Here is a 14,560-nt window from a genome sequence, read left to right on the forward strand (position 1 = left end):
AGATATTTATCAATAGTAATAATATATTAAACAGAAGCTCGACCCATATTCGCCAAGAAGGAATCAAAAATCGGTCAATCAATTTGGGGTGAAGACGCATTATATTATACGAAAAAGTCACATAGAATTAGATCGTGCAACTTTTATATTTGGTTAAGGACTGGAATTAGGTTTAATTGTCTTTTATTTTTTGAAGGTATTCACTTGGGTTCATTCCAAATTCTTCTTTAAAACATTGCCTAAAATAACTGCTACTATTAATTCCAACTTGGTACATTATTTCTGAAATATTATATTGACCCGTTATTAAAAGTTGCTCAGCATAATTCACCCTTACCTTTCGTATAAATTCGTTTGCCGTTAAATCGGTTAGCGCTTTAATTTTTCTGTACAAGGTTGAATGACTCATGTTTAGTTGAGCAGCTACATAAGAAATGTTCATCTTTTCATCTTCAAGATTCTCCTCAATAACTTCAGTGAGTTTATTTAAAAACTCTTTGTCTAGTTCACCAACAGACTCATTTAGTAATTGTTGTTTTTGTTTAAATTTTGAAACACTAGTGAGTGAATATTGCTTTCTTGTGTCAATAATGTTTTTAAGCCTACTTTTTAATAAGTTACTGCTGAAGGGCTTAGTTAAATAGGAGTCTGCCCCAACATCGTATCCAACTTTCTGATCATGTAACGAAACCTTCGCTGTTAAAAGTACAACTGGGATGTGGCTGGTTCTTATATCTTGTTTTAATAATCTGCACATTTCAATTCCATCCATTATTGGCATCATAACATCGCTAATTATAATATCCGGAATTTGTTCGCTGGCCTCTTCCAATCCTGTTTTGCCATTTTGTGCGGCAATAACATTGTATGTATCACTGAGCGACTCTTTAATATATTCAATAATATCCTGGTCATCGTCTACAACCAGCACCACGTTTTTATCATCATCTTCAATGTCTGGTTCTTCAGGATAATAATGTACAGCATCGGGGTAACTGTTGTTGGTTAAAAATTTGATTTTAAATGTAGTTCCTTTGTTTAATTCACTGGAAGCTTCTATATCTGCTTCATGCAGCTCTACCATGTTTTTTACCAACGCTAAGCCAATTCCAGTGCCCTTTATAGGATGCGAAACATTTTTAGCTTGATAGTATCTGTCAAAGATATATGGTAAATCAGCTTCTGAAATTCCATAGCCTGTATCCGAAACTTTTATTTCGGTGTAATCAATGTTGTCTTCCTGGTAATTTCTGAATTCAAGCCTAATTGAACCTTTTTGCGTGTATTTGAGTGCATTGGACAAAAGGTTGTCCATAATTATTGTAACCACATTGGGGTCAAAAAACATTTCAGTTTTTTGTTTTGGCTCAAAAATCTGAATGTCGATTGATTTGTTTTGGTTCAGGTCTTTGTATTTAGCCCCAATCTCATAAATGTATTGAGTCAAATCGTCTTTAATAACGGTGAGCTTCCTGCTCTTATTTTCAGATTTTCTAAATTCGAGAATTTGGTTCACTATCTGCAGCAATCTATTTGCAATTCTTTGAACAATTTGCAATTTTTTAGATTGTTCTTTGGTTAATGAATTTTCTGCAATTAAGTCTTCCAAAGGCCCTAAAATTAGTGTCATAGGGCTTCTTAATTCATGCGTAATGTTGGTAAAGAACTTAAGTTTTTCTTCATTCAAATCGTGCTCCTGTTGACGGCTGTTTTTTTCTAAAATTAATGCATTTTCAACCTTTAATTTTCTTTCATAGAATCGAGCTACAAAAATTAGAATAACTGAGGCTAGAACCAAATAAATAAATTTCATCCACCAAGAAAGCCAAATTGGCGGGTTGATTTTTATATTTAATGTATTGAATTGTTCGGACCATTCATTATTTCTTATTCTTGATTTTAAATTAAAAACATAGTTCCCAGGTTTTAAGTTTCTGAAGGTAGCCTCTCGGTCATTATTAATGAGAAACCAACCATCATTAAGGCCCTCCATTTGATATGCAAACTCTGCTTTATCAGACAGTGAATAATCTAGAAGGTTAAATTTAATCTGTATGGTATTTTGATTATGATTTAACTCTAAGTCCTCATCAAAGGGAATGTCAATGAATTGGTTGAGGTTATTTTTATCAATAGTTGCTAAAATATTTGTAATACTAGGCTTAGGAGATATAATGGACAATGTCTCTATATTTTGGTCAAACCAAGTTATGCCATTCTGCGTTCCAAAATATAAATTTCCATCGTTGGTTTTGGCAACAGATCCATAAAGATATTCACCAGAAGTAATTCCATCGCTAACATCAAAATTGCTAACGTTCATTGTACCTAATTGAATTTTACTCAATCCATTAATAGTGCTCAGCCAAATTTCATTTTCGGATTTACCTTCTGTAATTGCGCGAATATCAGATTCAGCCAAACCAGAAACTTTACCAATGCGAATAATTGAATTTGTAGTGGTGTCTTTAATTAGGAAAAGGTCATTTTGGCTTCCAATCCACATTCTGTTTTTGGAATCTTTAAAAATGCAATTAATGGCATAAAAATCGTAATTGCTACCATATTGTTTTATGAGTTTAAAATCTTGATCATAAAGGCTAAGATTACCAACTAATGTGCCTACCCATATATTTCCATTTCCGTCTTCGGCAATAGCCCTAATTAAATTGTCTGGAAGTTCTGAGTTTTCTGTTGTAAATATTTCACAATTACCTAACTTACTGTTGTACTTATGTAGACCTTTATCTGTGGCTATCCATATATTATTTTCAGAATCCTCGAAGAACGAGTAAACAGGCGTATGTTCAATATCATCAAAACAATCAAGTTTCTTAAAACTTTCTTGATTGTTATTGCCATAATAAATAGCTCCTTCTGAGGTTCCAATCCAAATATTATTTTTGCCACAATAGATGCTTATGATATTTTGGTTCTCATAATTTGCATCAACAGAATTTAATTGCTTAATTTTCTTACCTTTATTAAAAACAGCTAATCCACCAGAACCATTGGCAACCCAAATATTATCGTTTTCATCTCTACAAAGTTGGTGTACCCAACTTTCATTCAAGCTATTAGGGTTAGAAATGTAGGGTAGATAATCAATCTTGTTAAAAGGGCTTGCATTGTTAGATATGAAATTAATACCACTGCCTTGGCCTCCGAGCCAAATGTTCCCGAAATAATCTTGGATTAAGGTTTGAACCGATAGACTTGAAAGCCCATTTGAAGTAACAGAATATAAAATGCGTTTAAATTTTATGTCAGATAGTTTAAAATTAAATGACAATTCCTTCAAATCTAAAATGTTTAAGCCTCCTCCTTCTGTTCCGATGTAAAGTTTGTGGTCTTCTGATTCAATAATGTGCTGGATGAAGTCGTGCGATAATGAGTTCGGATTTTTAGCGTCATGCTTAAAATTAATCATCTTCTCGCTAATAGGGTCAAACAAAGTAAGTCCATCACGTGTGCCAATCCAAACGCGTCCATGAGAATCCTTAATAATGCTAGTTACCGTATTGCTAACAAGTGATAGCGGATTTTTTGGATTATGTCTATAATTTACTGCAGTATTCGTTTTTGGATTTAATATACTGAAACCCTCATTAACATGACCGACATATACACTTTCCTCTGTGTCATAAAACATGCACCAATTGTAATTGGATCCTAATCCTTTTGTGCTCTCTGTGTTGAAGTGCCTAAATTCATTGTTCTCTTTATTAAGAACATCAATACCCCCATCGTAAGTTGCGAACCAGATGTTACCTTTGTCATCTCCATCTATATGGGTTATTCCGTTAGCACTAAGGTTATTTGCATCAGGTTTGTCATAATCATGTTCGTAATGCTTAAAAGTATGCGTTTTATAATTGTATGCATCAACTCCATTTTTTTCTGAGCCTATCCAAATAACATCATCAAATTTATCGGCATATATAAAATTTATAATGTTACTGCAGATGGTGTTTTCTTTAGAATCAGACTTCTTAAATACGATAAAAGTGCTTGAATCAAACCTGTTTAACCCATCTTTTGTGCCTGCCCAAATGAAGCCATCCCTATCTTGAGTTATACTTGTAATATTAGTATTGGACAGGCCTTCTCCTATTCCTATTTTTTCCACTTTAATCGTTTGAGCAGATATAAAAATGGTTGATAACAGCAAGAAAATAGCTGGTAATGTTTGGCCGAATTTCATTTTAAATGTTTGAGTTTTTGTTTTGGGCACATGTAAATTTAACTAAAATCCATAAGACCTTTCTTTAATTATTTTGGCAGAAGCATAAAAAACGAATTTCAGCTTGTGATTGCTGAATTACAGATACTGATAAGGGACGGGTATTAGTAGTTTTAACCACATCAATATAAACATTTGAAGCTGCTAAACAGATTGACAACAAGATAAAAAAATGTAAAAGCAGTCGATTCCTCATTTTGAAAAAGAATATTCTATATCTATTGATCCTCTCCGTTGTGACCCTCTGTTATACTGGTTGCAATATTCAAAACAATGAAATCACGAAAAGACATCTATTTGACCTCAATTGGAAATTTTCTTATGGAGATCCGAAAGATGCACTTGAAATTAAATTGGAAGATTCAACGTGGCACAATATCGATTTACCTCATGATTGGAGTAAGGATTTTAATTCCGGGAATTCTTTAAATAAAAATCCATTTGAAGATTCGATAGTGGATGGTTGGTACAGAAAGCATTTCGAAATTCCAGAAAAATGGGATGATAAAAATATATCAATCTGTTTTGATGGTATTTCAAACTGTTATGAGATATATATAAACAATAAGAGATTAGGGAAATCTGTAGTGGAAGCCAGCACCTTTAAAAAGGCGATAGATTCCTTTATAAACATCAAGGGTGATAATCTAATTGCCATTAAAATAAGTGTGCCAAAGGAAATGAATAGAATGGGTAAGACCAATTTTGGGATTTACAGCAATGTTTGGCTGGAAATTAAAGATTCGTCTAACCATAAGGATTAAAGGAATTTAATTTCTTGATATAAGGGTAATATCATGGCAAGATGGAACATTTGTTTTTCTGCATAAAATATGTGGTTTTTGAATTTGAGACCCTTTTTGACGGATTTGAGATTCCAATAAAAATAGTTAGTGGATACATTAGCTGAATTAAAAACATACACAGACTAAAACCAACTTAATTTTAAATAAAACCTTAGATGCCAATGAAGAAATAGTGATTAAAGAATTAAGAAATGAGGTTCGACAAACTCATTTCGTTTCGTTAAAATTTTAAAAACTTAAACTAAACTAATATGAATAAAAAACAATGCTTTCACGGGTTAGGTCCGTGTTGGACTAAATTTATTAAAGCAAAATTGCTTACAGTGGCAATAATGCTTTTGTCCTTTTCATGGGTATTTGCATCAGAGCCCCAAAAATCTATATCAGGAACGGTAACTGATACGAATGGACAGCCTCTTCCTGGGGTAAGTGTAATTGTAAAGGGCACCGCAAAAGGAGCTGCCACTGATTTTGATGGCAACTATGTTTTAACGGCTTCAGAATCAGATGTTCTTGTGTTCTCCTATTTAGGATTTGCTACACAAGAAACGGCAGTTTTAAATCAAACAATCATTAATGTGACTCTTCAAGAGGATACAGCGCAACTTGATGAAATTGTGGTTGTAGGATTTGGAACACAGAAAAAAACAACACTTACTGGTGCGGTCTCTTCTGTCCAAGGAGAAGAGTTAAAAAATATGCCCGTTACCAACGTTAGCCAATCTATATCTGGAAGGTTACCAGGTGTTGTTGCGATATCAAATGGAGGTGAACCTGGTTATGATGGGGTTTCTATACTTATCCGTGGGGTTAACACTTTTGGTAATACATCACCTTTAATAGTTGTTGATGGTGTGCCTGGAAGATCATTAGAAAGAATAGACCCTAGTACCATTGAAAGTATGTCTGTTTTAAAGGACGCTTCAGCTGCAATCTATGGAGCGCAAGCTGCAAATGGTGTAATCTTAATCACTACCAAAAGAGGTAAGTCAGGTAAACCAAAAGTTGATTTTACAACCAACTATGGAGTAACACGCCCTACCGTTATGCCTGAATTAACAAATTCTTCCGAATATGCAACTTTGTTAAACGAAATAGACCTGTATGCGGGTAGAGCACCAAGATATACACCAGATGAAATTCAAAAATATAGAGATGGGTCAGATCCCTGGGCTTATCCAGACAGTGATTATATTGATGCAGTGTTGAAGCCTTGGTCTGCTCAACATTATCAAAATCTTTCAATAACTGGTGGAAATGAGAATGTTAGGTATTTTGTGAGTTTATCCAGTAAATACCAAGATGCATTTTACAGAAAAAGTGCCACATCATTCAGCCAACATGATATACGGTCAAATTTGGACATAAAAATCAATGATTATATCAATTTTAAAATGAATACTTCTGGTAGAATGGAAAACAGAAAATTTCCACAAAGAGGAGCACCGGAAATATTCAATAAATTGATGCGATCTAAACCAACTATTCCTGTTTACTGGCCAAACGGATTACCTGGCCCAGGATTGGAAGGTGGTGATAACCCAGCTGTTTTGGTAACCAATGACACTGGTTATTCAAGAGATAAATGGTATGTACTGAATTCAGATTTTCAATTGGATATTGAAATTCCAGGTATTGAAGGTTTAAATATTAGTTTAGATGCATCTTTAGATAAATCGTTCCAATTCGTAAAAAATTGGTCTACGCCATGGACGGTATACTCTTGGGATGGGTCGAGTTTAGATACCAATGGAGACCCTTTATTAATTGGTTCAGAGCAAGGCCTTACAGATCCTAGATTATATCAATCGGCTTCGAGCAATCAAAATATCCTAACTAGGGCTATGGTAGATTATGAGAATGATTTTGCAGAAGATCATACTGTGAAATTTATGGCTGGTGTTGAAAAAATAGTAGGAAAAGGCGATGATTTTAATGCTTTTAGAAGATATTTTGTTTCAACTGCTATCGATCAGTTGTTTGCGGGAGGTGAGGAAGATATTAATAACGGAGGCTCTGCTTTCCGAGACTCTAGACTAAATTATTTTGGAAGGGTTAACTACGATTATGCAGATAAATATTTGGCCGAATTTCTTTGGAGATATCAAGCGTCATACATCTTTGAGCAGTCAAGTAGATATGGATTTTTCCCTGGGGTGTCTTTGGGTTATGTGATATCTAAAGAGAACTTTTGGCAAAATAGCATCCCTTTTATAGACTTTGCGAAAATAAGGGCATCGTGGGGTGAAACAGGTAATGACCTTATTTCTCCATTCCAATTCCTGTCTTCTTATTCTTTAGACAGTGGTGTGGCATTCGTTACCAATGCAGGTACTCAGTTGAATAAGCCTTTATATGAAGGTATTGTTCCAAATACAGGAGTTACCTGGGAATCTGCTATTCAAAAGAATATTGGTCTTGATTTACATTTCTTAAAAGGAAAGCTTACGTTGACTGCTGATTATTTTGTGAACAAGCGTTCAGATATCTTGGCAAGAAGAAATGCATCAGTTCCTAATTCAACTGGTTTAAGTCTGCCTGATGAAAATATTGGAAAATTTGAAAACAAAGGTTTTGATTTCAACATGCAGTATAGCAACAATGACTCCGAATTCACTTATAGTGTCGCTGTTAATGGAGTCTATGCTAAAAATAAAGTCCTTTTTTGGGATGAATCACCTGGAGCACCTGCATATCAGAAATCAACTGGAAGACCATTAGGAGCATCCTTATATTATAATGCAATAGGAATATTCCAAACTCAAGAAGAGATTGATGCTTATCCTCACTTAGCAGGAGCAAGACCTGGAGATATCATTTTTGAAGATTACAACGACGATGGTGTTATTGATGGAAATGACCTAGTGAGATATGATAAAAGTAGAACACCATTATTTACTGGTGGTCTAAACTTAAATTTTGGTTATAAAGGCTTTGATTTAAATGTGTTGTTTCAAGGAGCTGCAGGCGGTGTATTTTATCAAGGAACCGAATCCGGAGAATTTGGTAACTACTTAAAAAGTTTTTATAATAATAGATGGACTGAGTTAAACCCAAGTACTGAGCATCCAAGAACTTATAATCGTACAGGTGAGTATTGGGTTAATCAGCCTAACACTTATTGGTTACACAAAACAGATTATATTCGACTAAAAAGTGTGGAACTAGGGTATTCATTGCCATCAGAGTTAACGGATAAAATACATATTCAAGGTTTAAGGATCTATGTAAATGGTTTCAACCTATGGACGCACAGCCCTGATATGAAGGATTTTGATCCTGAAATGGTTCAAACAGGTTATGCGGGATATAGTTATCCTCTAAATAAAGCGGTTAATCTTGGATTGAATGTAACTTTTTAAAAAAAATATTATGAAACAGATTATAAAAATTTATGTCATCTTTCTCGCCCTGCTTGCTACAGGATGTAATGATGATTTTCTTGACGTGGCACCATTAGATCAGTTTTCAGATGTAGCTGTGTGGCAAGACCCAGCTTTAATTACATCATTTGTAAATGGTATTTATTTAGGCCAGCATCACGGATTTCAAACTGAAATGTTATCCTCTGTATGCGATGAGTCTATGGATGTATGGGATTGGGAAGCCAAGCCTGTGGTAAATAGTGAAATTAGTCCTAGTTATCTTGGAGTATTGGCTCCAAATCATTGGACAGGGGATTATTATAACATTTCATGGGATGGTCTTTATCAAAAAATCAGATCATGTAACTTGTTTTTCGAGAATATAGAAAAGTCAGGTTTAGAAGGTGATGAAATTGACAGACTTAAAGGGGACGTCTATTTTCTTCGTGCCAGTTTCTATACTTGGCTAATGAGTTTTCATGGAGGTGTTCCTTTGATTGATGAGGCTTACACACCTACAGACGACTTCCTGATCCCCAGAAATACTTTGGCTGAAACGGTTAACTTCATTGTGGCTGATTGTGATGCAGCGGCAGCTTTACTGCCATTATCTGGAGATAAGGCAAAGGCAACCAAAGGAGCTGCCTTAACATTAAAGTCAAAGGTCCTTTTATATGCAGCTAGTGATTTATTTGCTTCTGCTTCATGGGCTGGAAGTTATGAAAATCCTGAATTGATTAGCTATACCAGTGGAAGCCAAGCGGATCGTTGGCAAGCAGCGAAAGATGCTGCCAAGGATGTTATTGATTTGGGTGTATATAGTTTATATGGAGGAACCAGTCCTGCCTCAACGCAAGTGGCCATAGATAATTATATCAATATTTTCATTAATTATGGAAATGAGGAAGATATTTTTTTAAGCTTTTATGACCATGCAAAAAACACAAATTGGGACAGTCCTAATGTTGGATTATTCAATGGCCCAAATGGTTGGGAGACATGGGGAGGTAATACGCCAATTGGTCAATTGGTTGATGCCTACGAGATGGCAGACGGAAGCAAATTTAGCTGGAGCAATCCATCGCAGTCTGCTGCGCCCTATGAAAATCGTGACCCAAGGTTTTATGCCAACATTTTATATGATGGTGCTTATTGGAAACCACGTCCTTCCTCTACAGCAGGTGCCGATCCAACAGGAAGAATACAAACAGGCTCGTATATACAAGCTGATGGTTCTTCTAAGCCAGGTTTAGACACACGTCAAGGACCGGTGCAAGATTGGAACGGAACTTATACAGGGTATTATACACGTAAGTTTATAGATCCAGCAGTGGACCATGGTCCTACAACCATGCAAAAATATCCTTGGAGGCAAATGAGATATGCAGAAGTCATTTTGAACTATGCTGAAGCTTGTTTAGAGCTGGGCGAAGAAGGGGAAGCAAAAACATACATTAATATGATACGTAACCGAGCAGGAATGCCTGATGTTCCTGCTGGAGAGACTGGAGATGTATTGATGGAGCGTTACAGAAATGAACGTCGCATAGAATTATCTTATGAGCAGCATCGCTATTTTGATATTAGAAGATGGATGATTGCAGAAGATGTATTGACTCCAGCTGAAGGTGTTACTATTATATACCCTTTTGGAAGCAGTACACCAACTTATTCTGTAAAAGAAGATATTCAGCCACGAAAATGGGAAAACAAATCCTATTTCCTTCCAATTTTATCCAATGAGTTAAACAGAAATAATCAGCTTATTCAGAATCCTGGATATAATTAATTTAAATCCAGCAAATTCGGGAAGGTTTTTTACAAAGCTTAATCGGGTTTGCTGGAACTTTATAAGACATAAAAAATGATTAGGTTAAAGCAATTCTTTACTATTATGTGCTTGGTTTTTAGTTCCGGTGCTACAAACGCACAACCAGATAAGTTTGACAATGTTTTATATGGTGTTGCCTACTATCAGGAATACATGCCTTCTGAACGATTAGATGAAGATATCAAATTAATGAAAGAAGCCGGTATTTCAGTAGTGCGATTGGGAGAGTCTACCTGGAGTTTGTTTGAGCCAAGAGAAGGGGAGTACGAATTTGCTTGGATGGATCGGATTGTAGATAGGATGCACAAAGCAGGCATCAAGATTATTTTTGGTACACCAACATATTCAATTCCAGCTTGGTTATGGCATAAACATCCGGAAGTTCTTCTCGATTTTGAGAGAGGGGGCGAAGCCTATTATGGCATCAGGCAAAACATGAACTTAACAAACCCAACTTATCTTTTTTATTGCGAGCGCATCATTAGAAAATTGATGGAACACTATGCAAACCATCCAGGGATAATAGGGTATCAAGTGGATAACGAAACCACTGATAGAGGTGTTAATAACCGGGATTTTCAAGTCGGTTTTGTAAACTATCTAAAGAAAAAGTTTAAAACACCAGAAAACTTAAACAAAATTTGGGGCCTGAATTACTGGGGCATGACAATAGATAGTTGGGAAGAATTGGCTCCTCGTGATGGTATAACGAATACGGGATACAAACTTGAATGGGATCGCTACAAACGAAAAGCTGTTGCCGATTTCTTGACATGGCAATCTTCCATTGTTCGTGAATACAAACGTGAAGATCAATTTGTTACACAATGCTTTATGCTATCCCTTGAAGAAGTTGATCAGGTAGCCAGCTCAGAAAAAATGGATGTAATGGGGGTTAACATTTACCATGACCAGCAGGATGGGTTAACTGGACAAGAAATTGCATTTGGAGGGGATTATTTCCGATCAGTAAAGAATAAGAACTACTTGATTACGGAAACAAATGCACAGACCATTGGCTGGAACTCTCGCATTCAGCAACCACCATATCCTGGGCAATTAAGACAAAATGTTTACGCTCATTTAGGCTCTGGTGCCAACATGGTAGAATATTGGCATTGGCACTCCATTCATTATGGGCAGGAAATTTATTGGAAAGGTATTTTGTCACATGACTTAAAACCAAACCGTGCCTATGTTGAGATGTCCAAAACGGCGCATGAACTTCAAAAAATAGGTAAAAAACTGGTTAATCTAAAAAAGGAAAATAAGGTAGCCATCCTGTTCAGCCACGATTCAAATTCGGCTTTAAATTTCATGCCATTTGATCAAGGTGGAAGTCCATGGGGGCCGCACCACAATAACTTTTACAGAAGCACTCTGGTTAATCAATTTCACAAAGTGCTGTATGAAAATAATGTTGGTGTGGATTTTGTTTTACCTGAAGACCCTGATTTTGAAAAGTATGATTTAATAATCATTCCAGCCTTGTATGTAGCAAGCGATGATTTGCTTGGAAAAATAAATAGTTATGTGAAGAATGGAGGGCATGTCATCATGCAGTTTAAAAGTGGTTTTAGTGATGAAAACTCTATGGTGCGTCCAATGTTGGCGCCAGGTCCGTTACGCGAAGCTTGTGGATTCTACTATCAAGAATTTACAAATTTCAACACCCTAAAATTAAAAGATGACCCCTTTAGTGTTGGCGATTCCGGAAATAAAGTGAACACTTGGGCAGAGTACTTAATTTGTGAAACAGCGAAGCCATTGGCTTATTACGATCATAAATATTTTGGAAAATACCCAGCCATAACTCAAAATGATTTTGGAAAAGGAAGTTTGCTTTATGAAGGCTGTATGGTTTCAGATGAAATTCAAAGAAAGATTATTTTAAATGAATTGGAAAGTTTAAATATTAAAACAGCAGACCAAGATTTAATTTGGCCTTTAATTACCAAATCAGGCACAAATGATGATGGTAAGCTAATTAGATACTATTACAACTACTCATCTGATTCTAAAGATTTTGTTTACCCACATAGCAAGGGAACAGAAATACTAACAGGGCAAAAGGTTAGTCAAGGTCAATCTTTGCAATTAGAACCTTGGGGTGTTATTATTATTGAAGAATAAAAAATTAAAAATCAAATTTTAACGATTAAACTAACTAAAATGAAAAAATTAAAAAAACATAATTTAAGATATTTGGCACTTGTATTGCTATTGTCAATATTTGTTGCCGGTTGTAGTGATGATAATCCTGCTAATCCAACTGCAGACTTTACTTTTGAAATAGACCCTCTTAACCCTACAAAGGTAACTTTTGAGGCTATGGCAACCAATGGTATAACTTTATCATGGGATTTTGGAGATGGATCATATTCTATCGCTAAGAAAGCGCAACATACATATGCTGCAGATGGCGATTATCAAGTAAAATTAACAATATATGGTGAAGATGGATCTACACCGGCTACAGCTCAAGAAACAGTAACTATTGTAATACCAGTATTTGAACCGGTTGCACTTCAAAATGGAAATTTTGAATTGCCAGGAGATGGAAAACACACCAATTGGGACATGGTGGAAGGATGGAACAGTGATACAACATCTTCAGATTCAGGGGTTGTATCAAACGATTGGTGGGATGCCGAGATTGATAATTATAGAGGTTATAAATTAAGTAGTGACCCATCTTTTTATAATTTAACTGATTATGTGATTACCGAGTATAAACAGTTTAAATTAGAATTACAAGCATTTGATATATGGAACGGACCACAAGTAACTGCAACACTATATTTTGATAGTGGTGATGGATCGAGAAATGTAATTGGAACTGAAACATTTGATCTTGTTCGGGAAGAGTGGAATTCTTTGTCATTTGTTGCTGTTGCAACACCAGAATCAGTGGGTGCTAAACTGGGAATTGAGATAAGCACGGCATCTGGAGATGGTGGCGATGGTTGGACAGGATTTGACAATATTGAATTAATGGCTAAATAATTAGTTTAGTTGCTATAGTTGTTTGAAGATGGCGAGGGTATTATACCCTCGCTTTTTTTATAAAGAAAGAGAAATGGAAGATTATATTGACCATCAAGTTGAAAGCTATATAGAAGAACGTAGGTTTGAAAGAGATGAAGAACCTATAAAGAATGAGGACGTAGTAATAGAAGAGATTTTTAATAGTCTAAAAGAAGAATAAACTGTTGCCAACAACGTATAAAAATAATGGCGGAAATTCTGCCAAAACAATAGATAATAACAAAAATAGACTATGGTCTAAACTGAAAAGTTTGCGGTATTAAAACCGCCACTATTCTTATACAATTTGGTTACTGCAGACTTTAGGTGCATTCCTTATGCATATTCTATCGGTAATTTTTTTGCTAAATTAGTTGTTTAACCACACAACTATCCCTACACTAACACGGTTAGCATCAATAAATGAAAAAGTTGTTTAAATCCGAATACAATGAAAGTTAGAAACATAGTTTTGTCATTATTCCTATTGACCTTAATAGTAAGTTGCTCTACAGTAGAAAAACTGCATAAAAAACCTATAGGACTCATTAATAGTGTTACTTATTTGAATTCATCGTTTAACAACCCAAATGCCGCCAATGGTTTTTTAGTCAACTATGAAAATAAGACTTATGGTATTACAGCAAAACATGTTTTGATAGTGGCAAAAACAGATGAAATGGAATTCATTGATTTTGAAGGAGGGCTAAAGGAATGGAAAATGCATCCAAAAAACGATACCACTAAATATATTGTTATGGACAAGTTATTAAACTCTAACAGAAAAGATTCTCTTACTTGGAGTTATATGTCTAATAACCGAGACAGTTATGAAGATTGGTTAATTTTCTCAGTCAAAGAAAACAAGTCAAACCATAAACCTCTAAAATTTAGAAGTAACCAGCTCATAAAAGGTGAGAATTTATATGTAATTGGCTGGTCTTATGCGGATACCGTAGGATCACAACGTATATATGAGTACACATACAAAAAAACGGAAAAAAATTATCATCAACTAATACAAAAAAATGGTCCTACTAGTTTAAGTGGCTTAAGTGGGTCTCCGATATTAGATGGGAAAGGGAAATTAGTGGGACTAGTGTCTGGAGGAGGGAAAAATGAAAAAACAAAAGAGGTAATCATAATAGCCACACCTGTAAAAAATATGCTTGAGTTTATTAAAGGAGTAAATAGAAGCTAACATTGTATTTTGAGCATAACACCCTGCAAGATCTAACACTCAATATACTAACCGTTAGGCACAATTAGAGATCAACGAATAAATCAA

Annotated in this window: 8 protein-coding genes; 7 read left to right on the forward strand and 1 reads right to left on the reverse strand. The window is 35.2% G+C overall.

Annotated elements, in window-relative coordinates; all coding sequences use genetic code 11:
* Positions 1 to 172 precede the first annotated feature (172 nt).
* The gene (locus ACB104_RS05725; protein ID WP_370477325.1) at positions 173 to 4,204 is read right to left on the reverse strand and encodes a hybrid sensor histidine kinase/response regulator transcription factor; all 4,032 of its coding nucleotides are present in this window, start codon (positions 4,202 to 4,204) and stop codon (positions 173 to 175) included.
* Between the two features lie 275 nt (positions 4,205 to 4,479).
* On the opposite strand from ACB104_RS05725, the gene ACB104_RS05730 reads away from it, so the two are divergent.
* From ACB104_RS05730 to ACB104_RS05760, 7 genes are all read left to right on the forward strand, one after another.
* Positions 4,480 to 5,007, forward strand: coding sequence for a sugar-binding domain-containing protein (locus ACB104_RS05730; protein ID WP_370477326.1), 528 nt, complete (start codon positions 4,480 to 4,482; stop codon positions 5,005 to 5,007).
* A 293-nt stretch (positions 5,008 to 5,300) separates the two neighbouring features.
* Positions 5,301 to 8,411: a SusC/RagA family TonB-linked outer membrane protein gene (locus ACB104_RS05735; RefSeq protein ID WP_370477327.1), complete on the forward strand. Its 3,111-nt coding sequence runs from the start codon at positions 5,301 to 5,303 to the stop codon at positions 8,409 to 8,411.
* Positions 8,412 to 8,421: 10 nt separating this feature from the next.
* Complete coding sequence (locus tag ACB104_RS05740; protein WP_370477328.1) at positions 8,422 to 10,203, forward strand: RagB/SusD family nutrient uptake outer membrane protein; 1,782 nt, start codon at positions 8,422 to 8,424, stop codon at positions 10,201 to 10,203.
* 75 nt (positions 10,204 to 10,278) lie between these two features.
* Positions 10,279 to 12,378 (forward strand): beta-galactosidase, encoded by a 2,100-nt coding sequence (locus ACB104_RS05745; protein WP_370477329.1) that lies wholly within the window; start codon positions 10,279 to 10,281, stop codon positions 12,376 to 12,378.
* 39 nt (positions 12,379 to 12,417) lie between these two features.
* Positions 12,418 to 13,251, forward strand: coding sequence for a PKD domain-containing protein (locus tag ACB104_RS05750; protein ID WP_370477330.1), 834 nt, complete (start codon positions 12,418 to 12,420; stop codon positions 13,249 to 13,251).
* Between the two features lie 28 nt (positions 13,252 to 13,279).
* The gene (locus ACB104_RS05755; RefSeq protein ID WP_370477331.1) at positions 13,280 to 13,453 is read left to right on the forward strand and encodes a hypothetical protein; all 174 of its coding nucleotides are present in this window, start codon (positions 13,280 to 13,282) and stop codon (positions 13,451 to 13,453) included.
* A gap of 270 nt (positions 13,454 to 13,723) precedes the next feature.
* A complete protein-coding gene (locus ACB104_RS05760; protein ID WP_370477332.1) occupies positions 13,724 to 14,473 on the forward strand; it encodes a trypsin-like peptidase domain-containing protein in 750 nt (249 codons plus the stop codon).
* The last annotated feature ends 87 nt before the right edge of the window (positions 14,474 to 14,560 follow it).

Source organism: Tamlana flava (genome assembly GCF_041287255.1).
GTDB classification, from domain to species: domain Bacteria; phylum Bacteroidota; class Bacteroidia; order Flavobacteriales; family Flavobacteriaceae; genus Tamlana; species Tamlana flava.